Source organism: Allopusillimonas ginsengisoli, assembly GCF_004153455.1.
GTDB lineage: Bacteria > Pseudomonadota > Gammaproteobacteria > Burkholderiales > Burkholderiaceae_B > Allopusillimonas > Allopusillimonas ginsengisoli.
Window position 1 is genome coordinate 77,224 of sequence record NZ_SDQE01000006.1, and the last position, 15,861, is coordinate 93,084.

16 protein-coding genes are annotated in these 15,861 nt (G+C 59.2%); 7 read left to right on the plus strand and 9 right to left on the minus strand.

Annotation, left to right across the window (positions count from 1 at the left end):
• Positions 1–3: 3 nt before the first annotated feature.
• From ERE07_RS12485 to hslU, 4 genes are all read left to right on the plus strand, one after another.
• A complete protein-coding gene (locus ERE07_RS12485) occupies positions 4–1,116 on the plus strand; it encodes a CobW family GTP-binding protein (protein ID WP_130009203.1) in 1,113 nt (370 codons plus the stop codon).
• Positions 1,117–1,191: 75 nt separating this feature from the next.
• Positions 1,192–1,635 (plus strand): RNA polymerase-binding protein DksA, encoded by a 444-nt coding sequence (gene dksA, locus ERE07_RS12490; protein WP_130009205.1) that lies wholly within the window; start codon positions 1,192–1,194, stop codon positions 1,633–1,635.
• Between the two features lie 116 nt (positions 1,636–1,751).
• Positions 1,752–2,285 (plus strand): ATP-dependent protease subunit HslV, encoded by a 534-nt coding sequence (gene hslV, locus ERE07_RS12495; protein WP_130009206.1) that lies wholly within the window; start codon positions 1,752–1,754, stop codon positions 2,283–2,285.
• 49 nt (positions 2,286–2,334) lie between these two features.
• Positions 2,335–3,666 (plus strand): ATP-dependent protease ATPase subunit HslU, encoded by a 1,332-nt coding sequence (hslU, locus tag ERE07_RS12500; protein ID WP_130009208.1) that lies wholly within the window; start codon positions 2,335–2,337, stop codon positions 3,664–3,666.
• A 227-nt stretch (positions 3,667–3,893) separates the two neighbouring features.
• Here the strand turns inward: hslU and ERE07_RS12505 are convergent, their stop codons facing one another.
• Positions 3,894–4,196 (minus strand): copper-binding protein, encoded by a 303-nt coding sequence (locus ERE07_RS12505; RefSeq protein WP_130009210.1) that lies wholly within the window; start codon positions 4,194–4,196, stop codon positions 3,894–3,896.
• A 218-nt stretch (positions 4,197–4,414) separates the two neighbouring features.
• Between ERE07_RS12505 and ERE07_RS12510 the strand changes: the two genes are divergently transcribed.
• Positions 4,415–4,954 (plus strand): cob(I)yrinic acid a,c-diamide adenosyltransferase, encoded by a 540-nt coding sequence (locus ERE07_RS12510; protein WP_130009212.1) that lies wholly within the window; start codon positions 4,415–4,417, stop codon positions 4,952–4,954.
• A 132-nt stretch (positions 4,955–5,086) separates the two neighbouring features.
• Here the strand turns inward: ERE07_RS12510 and ERE07_RS12515 are convergent, their stop codons facing one another.
• Both ERE07_RS12515 and ERE07_RS12520 read right to left on the minus strand, forming a co-directional pair.
• Positions 5,087–5,614, minus strand: coding sequence for a carboxymuconolactone decarboxylase family protein (locus ERE07_RS12515; RefSeq protein WP_130009214.1), 528 nt, complete (start codon positions 5,612–5,614; stop codon positions 5,087–5,089).
• Positions 5,615–5,637: 23 nt separating this feature from the next.
• Entirely contained in the window at positions 5,638–6,963 is a 1,326-nt protein-coding gene (locus tag ERE07_RS12520; protein WP_130009215.1) for an aspartate aminotransferase family protein, read from the minus strand.
• Positions 6,964–7,057: 94 nt separating this feature from the next.
• Between ERE07_RS12520 and ERE07_RS12525 the strand changes: the two genes are divergently transcribed.
• Together ERE07_RS12525 and ERE07_RS12530 are read left to right on the plus strand one after the other, a co-directional pair.
• Positions 7,058–7,942 (plus strand): MurR/RpiR family transcriptional regulator, encoded by an 885-nt coding sequence (locus ERE07_RS12525; protein ID WP_130009217.1) that lies wholly within the window; start codon positions 7,058–7,060, stop codon positions 7,940–7,942.
• A gap of 17 nt (positions 7,943–7,959) precedes the next feature.
• Positions 7,960–8,979, plus strand: coding sequence for a C45 family autoproteolytic acyltransferase/hydrolase (locus tag ERE07_RS12530; protein WP_130009218.1), 1,020 nt, complete (start codon positions 7,960–7,962; stop codon positions 8,977–8,979).
• A 117-nt stretch (positions 8,980–9,096) separates the two neighbouring features.
• Here the strand turns inward: ERE07_RS12530 and ERE07_RS12535 are convergent, their stop codons facing one another.
• Genes ERE07_RS12535 through ERE07_RS12560 form a run of 6 tightly spaced genes read right to left on the minus strand, consistent with a single transcriptional unit; the run spans position 9,097 to position 15,632 of the window.
• A complete protein-coding gene (locus ERE07_RS12535; protein ID WP_130009220.1) occupies positions 9,097–9,957 on the minus strand; it encodes an N-formylglutamate amidohydrolase in 861 nt (286 codons plus the stop codon).
• On the minus strand, positions 9,954–11,051 hold the full coding sequence (locus tag ERE07_RS12540) for an ABC transporter ATP-binding protein (protein ID WP_130009222.1): 1,098 nt from the start codon (positions 11,049–11,051) through the stop codon (positions 9,954–9,956). Before ERE07_RS12540 ends, ERE07_RS12535 begins: the two co-directional genes overlap by 4 nt.
• Entirely contained in the window at positions 11,048–12,142 is a 1,095-nt protein-coding gene (locus ERE07_RS12545) for an ABC transporter ATP-binding protein (RefSeq protein WP_245153691.1), read from the minus strand. Before ERE07_RS12545 ends, ERE07_RS12540 begins: the two co-directional genes overlap by 4 nt.
• Positions 12,143–12,147: 5 nt before the next feature.
• Entirely contained in the window at positions 12,148–13,065 is a 918-nt protein-coding gene (locus ERE07_RS12550) for an ABC transporter permease (RefSeq protein WP_130009224.1), read from the minus strand.
• Positions 13,065–14,036 carry an ABC transporter permease gene (locus ERE07_RS12555; RefSeq protein WP_130009226.1) on the minus strand — a complete coding sequence of 324 codons (972 nt, stop codon included), beginning with the start codon at positions 14,034–14,036 and terminating at the stop codon, positions 13,065–13,067. Before ERE07_RS12555 ends, ERE07_RS12550 begins: the two co-directional genes overlap by 1 nt.
• Before the next feature lie 12 nt (positions 14,037–14,048).
• Positions 14,049–15,632 (minus strand): ABC transporter substrate-binding protein, encoded by a 1,584-nt coding sequence (locus ERE07_RS12560; protein WP_130009439.1) that lies wholly within the window; start codon positions 15,630–15,632, stop codon positions 14,049–14,051.
• Between the last annotated feature and the right edge of the window lie 229 nt (positions 15,633–15,861).

Sequence of the window (15,861 nt, forward strand, 5' to 3'; positions counted from 1 at the left end):
GCCATGAACGCCGCAAACATTGATCAAATGGTGCCGGTTACCATTCTTACCGGCTTTCTGGGCGCGGGGAAAACCACGCTCCTTAAGCGTATTCTGTCCGAATATCACGGCAAGCGCATTGCCGTCATCGAAAACGAATTCGGCCCCGAAAGCATCGACAACGATCTTCTTGTGCAAGACAGCGAAGAAGAAATCGTCGAGCTTAGCAACGGGTGTGTCTGCTGCACGATACGCGGCGATCTCATGCGCACCTTGAACGACCTGCGTATCAAGCGCAAGGCCGGCGAACTCAAGTTCGAGCGGGTTATTATCGAAACCACCGGCATGGCCAACCCGGGCCCTGTCTGCCAAACGTTCTTCATGGACGACGACATCGCCGAATACTATCGGCTTGACGCGGTCATTACCATCGTCGACGCCAAGCATGGCATGGAAACCCTGGACAAACAGGAAGAAGCCCAAAAGCAGGTGGGCTTTGCCGACCGCATCCTGATCTCAAAAAAAGATCTGGTCAACGAGGCGGATTACGCTGCGTTGCGCTCGCGCATCGTGCATATCAATCCGCGTGCGTCGATTACGCCGGTCAATTTCGGCGAAACCGACATCGCGGCGCTGCTGGACATCAGCGGCTTCAATCTGAATACCATTCTGGATATCGATCCGGCATTCCTGGCCGACGAGCATCCCGATGCCGCGCACGACCATGAACATGGCCATGACCATCACGATCATGACCATGACCACGATCATGACCACGAAGGCGATTGCGGGCCAGGATGCGGCCATCACCATCACGACCATCATCACGCGCACCACGACGACGAAATCGGGGCGTTCGTATTCCGTTCCAACAAAGCTTTCGATCCGGAGCGGCTCGAAGAATTCCTGGGCGGCATTGTCCAGGTCTATGGCCCCGACCTGCTCCGCTACAAAGGCATTCTGTACCTGAAGGGAATCAACCGCCGAATGTTATTTCAGGGCGTACACATGATGATGGGCGCCGAGCCTGGAAAACCTTGGTTATCCAGTGAAAAGCCTAATACCAAAATGGTGTTCATAGGCCGTAAACTTCCCCAGGAGATATTCACCCGGGGCCTGGAACAATGCTTGGTCTGATTACGAACCATCTGCATACAAGGCAGGAAAGCTGTACTGGTTCAACGTACCAACACTAAAACAAGAGGACATATCATGGCTAGCAAATCAGCCGCTACAAAGACCCATGGCCACTTGCTGACCGAGAAAGAGCTGTTGGCAATGCCTGAGGCCGACTACATGAACGCGGATCAGCTCGCTTTCTTCAGGAACCGCCTGAAGGAACTGGAGCAAGACATCCTTAACAACGCCGACGCAACGACCGAAAACCTGCGCGAAACCCAGTTCGTCCCCGATCCCGCCGACCGCGCGACCATCGAGGAAGAACATGCGCTGGAGTTGCGCACGCGCGATCGGGAACGCAAACTGCTCAAGAAAGTGCAGCAGTCCATTTCGCGCATCGATTCCGGCGAATACGGCTGGTGCGAAGAAACCGGCGAACCGATCGGCGTTGCCCGCCTGCTGGCGCGCCCCACGGCTACCCTGTCGCTCGAAGCGCAGGAACGCCGCGAAATGCGCCAGAAACTCTACGGAGACTAAGCGTCCACCGTCTTCCGCGATCGGTTGCATTCCGGCACCGGTCGCGGCCTTGTTACATGCTTCCTCTTGAATCAGCGGATGACGCCCCCATCTGACAAATTCAAAAGGAAGATTCCATGGAACAATTTCACGCTACAACCATTGTTTGCGTCCGGCGTGGCAACGACGTCGCCCTAGGCGGCGACGGACAGGTCACGCTGGGCAACATTGTCATCAAGGGCACCGCCCGCAAGATCCGCCGGCTATATAACGACAAGGTGCTGGCAGGCTTTGCCGGCGCCACGGCCGATGCCTTTACGCTACAGGAGCGCTTCGAGGCCAAGCTCGAAAAATACCAAGGCAATCTCATGCGCGCCGCTGTAGAGCTCACAAAAGACTGGCGTACCGACCGCATGCTGCGACGCCTTGAGGCCATGCTCATCGTTGCCGATAACGAGCACACCCTGGTGCTTACTGGCAACGGCGATGTGCTCGAACCCGAGCACGGGCTGGCGGCCATCGGCTCGGGAGGTGCGTATGCGCAATCCGCCGCCATGGCGCTCTTGCAGAATACCGACATGCCTCCCGCCGAGATCGTCAAGAAGTCGCTCGAGATCGCGGGAGACCTGTGCATTTACACCAATCAAAACCATCTCGTCGAAACACTGTAGGCGGCGCGCGTAAGCACCGACGTCTTCCGACCCTATTCAGAATCCGATTATGTCCGCTACCAATATGACTCCCGGAGAAATCGTCTCCGAACTCGACAAAAACATTGTCGGGCAGGACCGCGCCAAACGCTCGGTGGCAGTTGCGCTGCGCAATCGTTGGCGCCGTCAGCAGGTGCCAGAGCCCCTGCGCCATGAAATCGTTCCCAAGAATATCCTGATGATCGGCCCCACCGGCGTGGGCAAAACCGAAATCGCCCGGCGTCTGGCCAAACTGGCCAATGCGCCTTTCATCAAGATCGAAGCGACCAAGTTCACCGAAGTGGGCTATGTCGGGCGCGATGTCGACACCATCATTCGCGACCTCGTCGAAATCTCGGTCAAGCAAACGCGCGATGTTGAAATGCGCCGTGTGCGCACCCAGGCGGAAGATGCCGCTGAAGACCGCATCCTCGACGCGCTGGTGCCGCCCGCCCGCAATGCGCAGGGCGAGCCAGAACGCACAGACAGCAACGCCCGCCAGGTGTTTCGCAAACGTCTGCGCGAGGGCCAGCTGGACGACACGCAAATCGAAATCGAAGTCTCCCAGATGGCGCCGCAGATGGAAATCATGGCCCCGCCCGGCATGGAAGAAATGACCGAGCAATTGCGCGGCATGTTCGCCGGTCTGGGTCGCGACAAAAAGAAACCCAAGAAAATGTCGGTCAAAGAAGCCTTCAAGCTGCTGACCGAAGAGGAAGCCAGCCGGCGCATCAACGAAGACGACCTCCGCACCGCCGCGGTGACAAACGCCGAGCAGAATGGCATTGTCTTTCTTGATGAAATCGACAAGATCGCCACACGCCAGGAACATTCGGGTGGCGATGTCTCGCGTCAGGGTGTGCAGCGCGACCTGCTGCCTCTGGTCGAGGGCACGACGGTCAACACCAAATATGGCGTTGTGCGCACGGATCATATCCTCTTCATCGCCTCGGGCGCTTTCCATCTGTCGCGACCCTCAGACCTCATCCCCGAACTGCAGGGGCGCTTTCCAATACGCGTGGAGCTCGACTCGCTCACGGCGGATGATTTCGTGCGCATTCTGTTCGATACAGATGCCTCGCTCACCAAGCAATACAGTGCATTGATGGCTACCGAAGATGTCACGCTGGACTTTACCCAGGAAGGCATACGCCGGCTGGCCGAGCTGGCCTTCGAGGTTAACGAGCGCACCGAAAACATCGGCGCCCGCCGCCTGTATACCGTGATGGAAAAGCTGCTGGAAGACTTGTCGTTCGATGCAACCGCCAGCGGTGGCCAAACGGTCACCATCGATGCGGCCTACGTGGATTCCAAGCTGGAAGAAGCCGCCGCCAGCCAGGACTTGGCCCGCTACGTACTTTAAGCGTTAGGAATCCAGCGTTCGGCATTGCCATGAGAAACACCCCAACAGGTTGGAGATTGATGTCCAACCTGTTGGGGTGCAGTTCATTGATGTCCAGCTTTTGGGTGCAGTTCAACGCCTCTGGGGAGTCGTGCTGTAGGCCGCAGCATTTCAGTTCACCGTCTCAGCTGCCGGCTTCAACTGGAGGTTTGGCATGACACCCCGGCACATGCACAGGCCCGAACCGCTTACTTAGAGATTTCGGTCACCACGTACTGGCCGTTTTCCCGCTTTGCCTTGAACCTGACCTTGTCGCCCGGCTTGACCTCTGCCAGCAGCGCAGGGTCGGCATGATAGACCAGCGTCATGGCGGGCAACTCCAGGTCTGAGATGGCCCCGTGCTTGATCGTGATCTTGCCGGCCTTGATATCCACGCGCCGTACCTCACCCGAGGCGCTGGCTTCCTGCGCAACTGCCTGAACAGAATAAAACGATGTAACCGCCAGTGCGGCGGCAATCACCTGCATACTTCGATTGTTCGCTAAAGACATACGCTAAACTCCGGCTGTAGTACGGTTCAAGCATAACGCCAAACAGGCGTCGCCGCCTGTATCGTTCCATATGCGCCAGCATAGTTGCTTCAACGGGTTTCATGTGTGCACTGAAGCGACAAATCATACGGCCAGACACCTCAGCTTCAGCATGTGTGCTGTTTGATTACACTGGATACCGTCGTTTCCCACCCTTAACTGCTATCAGGAGCATCCACATGGCCACCCGCCTATCTGTCATCGCCACCCGCACGGGAGACCAGGGCACCACCGGCCTGGGCAATGGCGTCAGAGTCGACAAGGATGCGCCGCGCATCGTTGCGATGGGTGATGTTGACGAGCTGAACAGCCTGATCGGGCTTTGGCGATCGGAAACATTGCCCCAGGACATCGATGGACTGCTGGGACAAGTGCAGCACGACTTGTTCGACCTGGGTGCGGAATTGTGCATTCCGGGCCATACGGCCCTGAACGCGGAACATGTTGTGGTGCTCGATGAGGCGCTGGCCGAGTACAACGCTTCGCTGGGCAAACTCGCAGAGTTTATTCTGCCTGGCGGCACACGCGCCGCCTCGCTCGCCCATATGGCGCGCACCGTCTGCAGACGCGCTGAGCGTTCCGTTGTGACATTGGGCCGCAGCGAACCCGTGAATGAACCCGTGCGTCAGTACCTTAATCGCTTATCGGACTTGTGCTTTGTGCTGGCACGGGCGTTGAACCGCGCAGAAGGCCAGCCTGATGTGCTCTGGAATCATTGAAACGCGGGCAGACACCTTATTTTGACATCCTCCCCGGCTTTAGGCGGGAGGATGTCAAACGCCGGGAACAAGAACGCTCGACCCCATGGCTATTGAAAACAACCGCTTCGTTGCGGCTGCGCATGGCGTAGGCTAACTGCGTTCGTCGTGCGAGTGGATTTGCAGTGCTTCGAGAAAGCGCGACACCATATTGTAGGTGGCGATCGTGGCGGTAAGCTCAACGAGCTGGCGAGCATCGAAGTGCTGCCTGACCTCGTTGAAGACGGCATCCGGCACTTGCACATCGCGTGTCATGGCATCGGTATAGGCCAGCACGGCGCGTTCGAGGGGGCTAAAGAGGCTGGAGGCAGCCCAGGCATCAAGATCATCCAGCTGAGCCTGTGTCATGCCCTCTTTGAGCGCGATCGGCGCATGCTGATCGGCCTCGTAGGGGGCACCGTTGAGCACCGCGATGCGCATGATGACCATTTCGCGCACATTGCCGGCCAGCGAGGTGTTGTGACGGATACCCGTGAGGTGATTGAGCCAGCCGCGCGCGACCGGCGGACTTTGCAACAGCATCTGGTACAGATGCAAAACGCTGCCGCGTTCGGCAATAATCTGGTCGACCAAAGGGCTGACATCGGGGTGGCTGAGGTCGGCGTAGGGGATGCGTGCCATGTATGGGGGGTTCCTTCTGGGTGTCAGGCCGGCAGTGCTTGCCGGAGGCTAAGATTGAACAAGCGTACGATTTCGGTGATGTCGTCTTCGGTGCAGATGAAGGGCGGCGCCAGCAAGGCATGATTGCCATGAACACCATCCACCGTGCCGCCGGATGGATACATCATCAAGCCATTTTGCAGGGCTTGCTTCTTGAGCACAGCATGTATTTGCCGAGCGGGGTCCAGCGTGGCCTTGCTGGCCTTGTCCTGGACGAACTCGACGCCCACAAACAAACCGCGGCCGCGGATATCGCCCACGTGAGGATGATCTGCCAGCGTAGTGCGCAGTTCTGCGCGCAGCTGCTCTCCGCGCGCCAGCACGTTATCGAGCAGATGTTCGCGTTCAATTACTTGCTGTACGGCCAGGGAAGCCGCGCAGGCGGTGGCATGCCCCATATAGGTATGGCCATGCTGGAAGAAACCGCTGCCGCTGACAATGGCATCATAGATGCGCGTGCTGGCCAGCATGGCGCCAATGGGCTGGTAGCCCGCGCCCAGGCCCTTTGCGATGGCGAGGATATCGGGCACGACGCCGTCTTCGGCGCAGGCAAACAAATGACCCGTACGCCCCATGCCGGACATGACTTCATCGAGTATGAGCAGGACACCGTGACGATCGCAGACTTCGCGTATGCGCTTGAGATAGGTGCGCACAGGCGCCAATGCGCCAGCGGTTGCGCCCACGACGGTTTCGGCCACGAACGCGGCGACGTTCTGGGGGCCCAGTTCGATGATTTTTGCGTCGAGCTCGTTAGCCAGGCGCTGCGCGTATTGCTCTTCGGTTTCGTCGGCCCGCTGATCGCGATAGGGATAGCACGGCGACACATGAGAGGCAGGTATCAACAGCGGCAAAAAAGGCTTGCGACGCCACTCGTTACCCCCTATTGCCAAGGCGCCCAATGTATTGCCATGATAGCTTTGACGGCGAGCGATGAAATGCTGGCGCGTGGGTTGACCGATTTCGACAAAATACTGCCGGGCCAGCTTGAGCGATGCTTCTACCGCTTCGGAACCGCCAGAGACAAAATACACGTGATCCAGATCGCCAGGCGCTTTCTGGGCCAGGAAGTCGGCCAAGTCTTCTGCCGCGTGGGTGGTGAAGAATGATGAGTGCGCATAGGCGACCTGGTCTACTTGCTGCTTGATCGCCCGGATGATATCCGGATGGCCATGACCCAGGCAGCATACGGCTGCACCGCCGGAGGCATCGATATAGCCTTTGCCGTTCTGGTCGAACAGGCGTACGCCTTCGCCGCGTACGGCGAAATCCAGATGGGTTTTGGGGTTGCGGTGAAAAACGTGGGACATGGCAGTGCGGGCCTTGTAAATTTCAACAAATGTTTCGTGTATCATATACTTCTCAACAAATAAATCAACCATGTCTGGCAAAGCACGCCCACCCATGACACCCTACCCTGCCCCGCCTCCCCAGAACATGCCGGCGCTTGTCGCCCGCATACAACGCGACTTCGCCAACATGACGCCGCAGTTCCAGATCGGCGCGCGCTATCTCATAGATTGTCCTGCCGATATCCCCGTCGCCTCCATGCGCCGCATTGCCGAGCAGGCGGGTGTGCAGCCGGCAACGCTGGTACGCCTGGCTCAATCATTGGGCTACCAAGGCTGGGACGATCTCAAGCGTATCTATGTTCAGGCCCTGCGCAGCGAGCCCAAGCGCTACGCCGTCCAGGCGCGCAAGCTGGTGCGCGACGCCAACCCCACCGCGCTGGGGCAGGCCGTTGCCGTACAGGCCGACAATATTCAGGCACTGGGCCAAGCCAACGCGGGGCGCATGGCAGCAGCCACACGGATGCTCTCTGCTGCCCCGCATGTACACATCGCGGGTTTCCGGGCGTCGTATGCGCCGGCCTTCACCTTCCAATACCTTTACCGGCTATTCCGGCCTTCGGTGTCACTGCTGCGCAGCGATGCCGGCACGCTCGAAATGGAACTGCGGGCCATCAATCGGCGCGATGCCACCGTCATCATCAGCTTCGCCCCCTACTCGCACGAATCCATGCAGGTCGCCGACGCCGCGCGCAAGGCGGGCAGCAAGGTGCTGGCCATCTGCGACAGCGTGGTCGCTCCCATCGCCCTGCAGGCCGACTGCGTCCTGGTATTTTCAACGAACACGCCTTCGTTCTTCCCCTCAAGCACACCGGCGCTGGCCCTGGTCGAAATCCTGATAGCGCAATTGCTGGCCCAGGCAGGCCCCAAGGCAGTAGAAGGCCTCAAGCGTGCCGAAGAACAGCTGCACGCAACAGGCGCCTATCTCAATGCCCGCTAAGCTACGGAACCACGCTCATGCTTTCGCTACTTGAACTCTCCGGCTCGCCTTGGCACATCGGCAAAGCCCTGGGCCGGTTCGGCGCCCAGGCTGCGCACAATCACCTGATCACGTCTGCCTCATGGGACAGCGTCATGGCCTGGCGCGGCAGCGATGCTGCCGCAGCCATGCGCAACCTGGTGCAAACACGCTTTCCCCGCATCGAACAAGAGATCATCGGCCTGGCCGAAGGCCTGGAGCTGGACGCCAACGACGTCTTTCTCTGGAACTGCCGGGGCGACCTCTGGGCCATGGCGCCCGATGGCTGCACCACGGTGTTGCGGCCATCTGCCAATGGGCCGCGCATCACCCACAACGAAGACGGCGACCCTGGCTTCCTGGGCTACTGCGGCATCGGGCTCTTCGCCCCCGAAGGCGCTGGTCGCTTCGCGTCCTTTGTCTACCCGGCGTCCATACCGGGGCACACCTTTGCCGTCACACAGGCGGGGCTGGCCATGACCGTCAACAACCTGCGCTCGCGCAAAGTCACGGCAGGCGTTCCCCGCATGGTCATTACCCGCGCCCTGCTCGAACAATCCACCCTTGACGCAGCCCTATCGCTGCTCAAAGGCACGCCGCGTTCCGGCGGCTTTCACCTCAGCCTGGCGCAACGCGGGCGCACCGAACTGCTCAGCATAGAATTCAACGCAAACAAGGTTTCCGTGCAGACCATGCAGCAACCGTCGCTGCATGCCAACCACGCTATCCATGCAAACATGCTCGACCTGCCGCAGGTCATTACCGATTCCTCGCTGCAGCGGCAACAACGTGGCGAGGCCATGTTGGCCCACAACCCGGATGTCAGCCCGCTTGCTGTCCTGGCCGATCAGGCTAACGCTGCCTTGCCCATCTATCGCAACGCGCCAGACGACAGCGACAACGAGAACACCATGGCCACGGCAGACATCCATGTCGACCAGGACCACATTCGCTGGCAAGTGTACGAACACCCGGGACTTTCCCCTGGCTACAGCTTTGTCGACGCCTGCCAGGCATGAATCACGCTGCACTGGCTGCGCACACCCCGCGCGACTGCGCCTGGCGCTTCAAGCCCCGGGCCGGATAATCCGCAATGCACGCGGCCCATGGCTGTGCCAGTCACGCATTTGAGCGGCTTACATCACAGAGCGCACGAACTGCGCCACATGCACGCTTAGTTCAGACAGATCGCGCTGTAGGTTCTCGAAGTTTTCTGATTTTTCGTAGGTTTCTTCATTCATATATAAGGCGCGATTGATCTCGATCTGCAGGCTATGACGGTTCTCTTCCGGTCGTCCGATGCGCGCAATCAACGCCACGCCCTTGAAAGGGTCATTGCGCGCCACGGTATAGCCCCGATCCAACAGAAAATCCTCGATCACGCCAACAAGCGTGGGGTCGCAGGTTGTGCCGTCACGGTCCCCCAGCACAAAATCGGCCAACGGCTTGTCCGTATCTATCTCCAGGATCTCATAAGAGTTCGCCGGCATGGAATGCAAATTCAAGTGCCATACAATGCCGAACCGTTCGTGTGCGGTTTCGATGGTCTTGCGCAAGACATCATGGTACGGCTGGTAATACGTGCCGATGCGATTCTCCACTTCGGCCACCCACAGCTTGCGATCATAGATAGGCTGCCCGCCCGCGCGGCTCCAGATCAACCCATGGCCCAACCTGGATTTTTCCGATGGATGCAGTGTCGTGGTCCATGGCTCGGCCAAGATGTTTGGATCAATATCGTCCATCTCACGATTGGGGTCTATATAGCTGCGCGGAAAATTCGCCGCCAACAGCGTGCCGCCCACTGCGGGAATGGCCTGCCAGAGCTCATCCACAAAGGTATCCTCCCCGGAGCGCAGAATAGGCATGCCCAGCACCGGCTGGAAGTCGGCCGGATACATCGTCCCACTGTGCGGCGAGTCGCAGATCAGGGGGATGGAACTGCTGGTGGGATACGACAGCACATAGGGATCGAACTCCGAATCGGCGAATTTCATGTCTCTTCCTCGTTGGTTGTCTCGTTGGCCGTAACCGCCCCCAGCTCGCGCATGACCCGCAAACTGGTTTCATCATCCAGGTGACAGGCACTCAAGTGCGCAACGGATTGCGGAGCCCGCCCCGGGATGGCGGCAATCGACCGCAACTCGGGACGCTCGGTCTTGCAGCGCGGCATGGCATAAGGGCATCGCGGGTGAAACGGGCAGCCCGGCGGAGGATTGAGCGGCGAGGGCAATTCCCCTTTGATCGGATCGAACTGACGCTGGTCGGTGCGCAGTGACGGCAGTTCCTTGATCAAGGCCTGGGTATAGGGATGATGCGCGCCGCTGAAAATCGTATCCGTGTCCGCGATCTCCACGATACGCCCCAAATACATGATGGCAACTCTATCGGAAATATGGCTGACCACGCCCAGGTTATGGCTGATGAACAAATACGTCAGCGCAAATTCCTTGCGCAAGGCCATGAACAGGTTCAGCACTTGCGCCTGTATGGATACATCCAGCGCGGCAACGGCTTCGTCGCAGACGATCACCGATGGATTCACCGCCAGTGCGCGCGCAACCCCTATGCGCTGACGCTGGCCACCCGAAAACTGATGAGGATAGCGAAAGCGATACGCCGGATCCAGCCCCACTTTACGCATGATCTGCACCACATGATTTTCCATGCCTCGGCGTGGAACCAGCCCATGCACAACAGGCCCTTCGCCGATGATATCCAGTACCCTCATGCGCGGATTCAGCGACGAAAACGGGTCCTGGAAGATCATCTGCACATCCAGCTCAAATGTATGGCGCTCAGAGGCAGACATCGCGGCCAGCGATTTGCCCTTGTAATGGATATCGCCGGCGGAGGGCGGCAATATGCCGGTAATCATGCGCCCGAGCGTGGATTTTCCGCAGCCCGACTCACCCACGATACCGATTACCTCGCCTGACCGCACCTCGAGATCCACCCCGGCCACAGCCTGAACGACTGGCGGTTTCCCCGCGCCGCGCAGCATTCTACCGACGCGATCCACAAGGTCTGAAGGCTGCGTGTAATCGCGCCGCAACTGGTGCAGGCTAAGAATTGCCGGGGCAGCGCTCATGCCTGCACCCCCTTATGCCAACACGCGGCCCAATGTTCAGGCTCTACTGCTTCCAATGCCGGATCGGTCGCACAGACACTCGTCGCACGATAGCAGCGCGCCTGAAAAGGACAGCCAGGCGGCAATTCGAGCAAGGATGGCGTCGTCCCCGGGATCTGGAACAGCTCGTTGCCGCGAGTATGAATGGAAGGGATGGAAGAGATCAGCCCATGCGTATAAGGGTGCCGCGCGGAGCCAATGATACGCGGCGTGGGGCCCGTCTCAACGATGCGCCCCGCATACATCACGGCCAGCCTGTCCGCCAGGCCTGACACAATCGCCAGATCATGCGTAATCCATATCAGTGCGGTTCCCATCTCACGGCACAGTTTCTGCACTTCATACAGAATCTGGCCCTGTATCGTGACGTCCAGCGCTGTCGTGGGCTCGTCGGCAATAATCAGCTTGGGCTCGTTCAGCAGCGCAATGGCAATCGCAATGCGTTGCCGCATCCCGCCGGAAAGATGATGGGGGTAAACCAGCAGGCGTTCGGCGGGTGACGGGATACCCACCATGCCCAGCACCTGAACCGCCCTGTCCCTGGCCGCCTTGCGCGACACCCGATTGTGCGCCTGCACCGCCTCAATCATCTGCGTATCGACGCGCAGCGTGGGGTTCAGCGTCATCATCGGATCCTGGAAGATCATGGCCAGATCGCGCCCCCGCAAGCGCCGATAGCCCTCCGCGGACAAGGTCAGCAAATCCTGGCCATTGAACATCATGCGATCGGCCTGTATTTGCCCGGGCGCATCCACCAGACGCATCAAGGAGAAACCGGTAATGCTCTTGCCTGAGCCCGACTCGCCGACCAAACCCAGTATCTCGCCATGCCGCACTTGCAGCGAGACACCGTCCACCGCCTTGACGATGCCTTCGCGTGTATGAAACCAGGTCTTCAGACCCTGTACGTCCAACAGCAGATCTTCGGTACCCGCCGCACCGCTGTCAGCCGCCCCGCCAGCCTGTGCGGTCGCGCCTCCCTCGAAGGGGCCCAGGGCATCGCGACGACAGGCGTGCAAAGAAGCGGTGAATCCGGCAAATCCTGGCATCATCGCTCCTATACCTCGTTGCGCGGGTTGAGGATATCGCGCAAATGATCGCCCACCAGGTTGATGGCCACCACCACCAGGGCCAACGCCAGCCCGGGAAAGAACGAAATCCAGTAATTGCCCGAAAGCAGGAACTCAAAGCCATTGGCAATCAACATGCCGAGGGAGGGCTGCGTAACCGGCACGCCCACGCCGAGAAAAGACAGCGTGGCTTCCAGCGCAATCGCATGCGCAAGGTCGATGGTGGCGATGACCATCAAAGGCGGCACGCAGTTGGGGAAAATATGCCGCCATAGAATGCGATGCCAGGACAAGGACATACATCGGGCCGCTTCGACGTATTCGCGATTGCGTTCCACAATCGCGGCGCCACGCGCCGCCCGCGCAAAATACGCCCATTGCACTGCGATCAATGCATAGATAACCTTATCGACGCCCTTGCCGAGTATGGACAGGAGCACCAGCGCCACCAGTATCGAGGGAAAAGACAGCTGAATATCGACAATACGCATGATGATGGCGTCGATGCGGCCCCCGAAATACGCCGAAATCAAGCCCGCCGCGGCACCAATCAAAAACGCCACCGACACCGACACCAGGCCAACCACGAGGCTGATGCGCAGACCATAGAGAATGGCAGACCACACATCGCGCGACTGACCATCGGTGCCGAGCCAGTACGTCAGGCTGCCATCCATATTGGCAGTACCTGGCGGCATTTTGGAGTCCATGATGTCCAGCGTCGCGATGTCATACGGATTCTGCGGGGCAATCCAGGGCGCGAACACCGCCAGCAATATAAAGATGACGAGCAGCACCAACCCCGCCATCGCCAGTCTGCTGGAGACGAACTGTGAGACAAACACGCGCCAGAGGCTTTCGTGGGCGGGGAGCGGCAAGGCAACCGCGCTGTCTTCGCTTGCCATCACGCCCCCTCCAGCCGCACACGCGGATCCAGCACCGTATAGGCGATGTCCACGATCAGATTAAGCCCCGCTAGAAATACCACGGTCAGCATCAGATAAGCCACCACGACAGGGCGATCCAGCGTAATGATGGAATCAATCAGCAACTTGCCCATTCCCGGCCAGGAAAAAATGGTTTCCGTCACCACGGCAAATGCAAACACCTGGCCATACTCCAGGCCGCCAATGGTCACGATGGGAATCATGATGTTCTTGAGCAGGTGCACGCCCAGCACCCGTTTTTCGCGCAGCCCCTTGGCGCGCGCAAACTTGATGTAGTCCTGCGGCAGGCACTCGCGCGTGGCCGCGCGCGTCACGCGGATGATGAGCGCACACTTGGCAACGGCGATCGTGCCCGCGGGCAGGATCAGGCTTTTAAAACCTTCCCAGTTGAAAACGCTGAGCTGGATAGGGCCGAATGACTCCACCGGCCCTCGTCCGCCTGCTGGCAGCCAGCCCAGCATGACTGCAAACAGCATGATAAGCATCAGGCCCACCCAGAAATTGGGCAGCGAAAAGCCCAGCACGGATCCTGTCATGATGGTGCGCGCGCTGGTGCTGCGCGGCTTCAGGCCTGCATAGATGCCAAGCGGCACGCCTATCAGCACCGACATAAACATGGCCAGCGTCGCCAGCTCCAGCGTGGCGGGCATGCGCTCCAGAATCAGCCTCATGGCGGACTCACCCGTCAGGAAGCTGCTGCCAAAGTCCAGATGAACGGCTTTGGACAGGAAAATGCCGTATTGCTGCCACAGCGGCAAATCCAGCCCCAGGGCCTTGCTGATCGCGGCGCGCTCAGCGTCGGTGGCCTCGGGGCTGGCCAGCATCGACACTGGGTCGCCGATCACATACAGACCGGCGAACACCAGCGCCGACATCACCAGTACCACCAGCAGCGTTTGCAGTAGACGTCGGACTATCGTTGAAAGCACAGGTGGCCGCCCTTACTTGGCCAACGTCATGTCCTGAGCCAGCGTCATTTGGTCAACCCGGCCTCCATAACGAATGTCCTTCTTCATGGCCCATACAGACAACTCAAACTGCAAGGGCAAAATGCCGTAATCCGACATGACCATGGCGCTGGCCTTTTGCAGCAGTTCCGAACGCTTGTCGTCGTCAAGCATCTTGGACGCTTCCATGACGACCTTGTCCATTTCCGGATTCGAATACTTGCTCCAATTGGTCGTCCCCAACCCTTCCTCCGGATTCTTGGTGACCACCAACGACATCAGCGGATTAAGCATTTCGCCAGACGACGCCGACCAGCCAGCCAGATAGCTGCTGAAGGCAAACGCGTTGCGTTGCTTGAAAAACACCGGTGGCGCCATGGTTTCGACTTCGGCTTTCACGCCTATGCGCGCCCACATTGCCGCGACGGCCTGCGCGATGCGCTTGTCGTTGGTGTAGCGACCATCGGGCGACCCGAGCGTCATCGTAAACCCGTCAGGGTACCCCGCCTCGGCCAGCAGTTGCCTGGCTTTCTCGGGATCCGCCGCCGGCGCCTGAGACAGCTCCTTGGAGGTGCCAAATGCGGGATATGGCAACAGGTTGGCTGCGGGCAGTCCTGCGCCATCCATAATGCGCTCGACAATGGCCTTGCGATCCAGCGCCAGCGACAGCGCTTCGCGCACGCGCTTGTCGGCGAGCGGATTCTTGCCGTCGGTGCCCGTCATGCCCTTGGGCGGCTCATCCGCCTGATTCAAAGCCAGATAGATAACCCGCACCGAAGGCGTTTCCTGCAAGTACAGGTTCTTGTCCTTCTTCAGGCGCGCCTGATCGTCGGTGGGAGGGTCCTCGATGACGTCCACATCGCCCGCCAGCAAGGCCGCCACACGCGCGGCAGAATTGGTAATCGGGCGGTATGTGACCTTATCCCAGGCCGGTGGCGTGCCCCAGTAATTCTCGTTGCGATCGAGCACGATTTCGGCGCCCCGCTTCCAGGAGACAAACTTGTAGGGGCCGGTGCCGATCAGGCCATCACCGCGATTGAGCTCCACCGTTGTCTTGCCTTCGGGCGCGGGGCCCGAGGCAGCCTTTTTCGACATGATGGGCACGAGCGACAAATTGGGCAGCAGGACAGGCGAAGGGCCTTTGGTGGTGATCTTGACGGTATGCGCATCCGGCGCTTCGACCTTTTCTATCGAGCTCAGGTAGAGCGCATAGGACGAGGGACTGTTGGGTACCTTGGCCACGCGGTCATAGGTGAACAAAACGTCTTCCGATGTAAAGGGCGTGCCGTCGGAGAACTTCACATCTGGCCGCAGCTTGAATGTCCAGACATTGCCATCTACCGTCCATGACTCTGCCAGGCAGGCCACTGGTTTGGCGTCCCCATCAGTTCGCACCAAAGGGTCGAAGATGGTTTCGGACATCTGCGTATTGGGGGTAAGGGAGTGGAATTGAGGATCCATGGAACTCGGTTCCGAGCGCAGGGCAATCGTGAGATCGCGCGCTTGCGCCAGACCTGCATAGGCGACACAGCTCGCCGCCAATGCCGAGACGAGTAGGGTCCTGCTTATTAGCTTCATAGTCATGCTGCCTTCCTATGTTATGAGGATACGTTTGCGGAAAACTGAGCGAAGTGTCCTACGAAAAAAACCGCGCCATGCCAGGGGCATGGAGCGAGTGTAGCGAGAGGAACTGCGTAAAAAGATAAGTGTTTTCCCGATGAGCGCATGCCAATCCTGCATTGCCCTATGCCATCGGCGCGTTTGGCACTTGACCGACGGCGGCAGCACCCGATGGATTCCGTTTGTT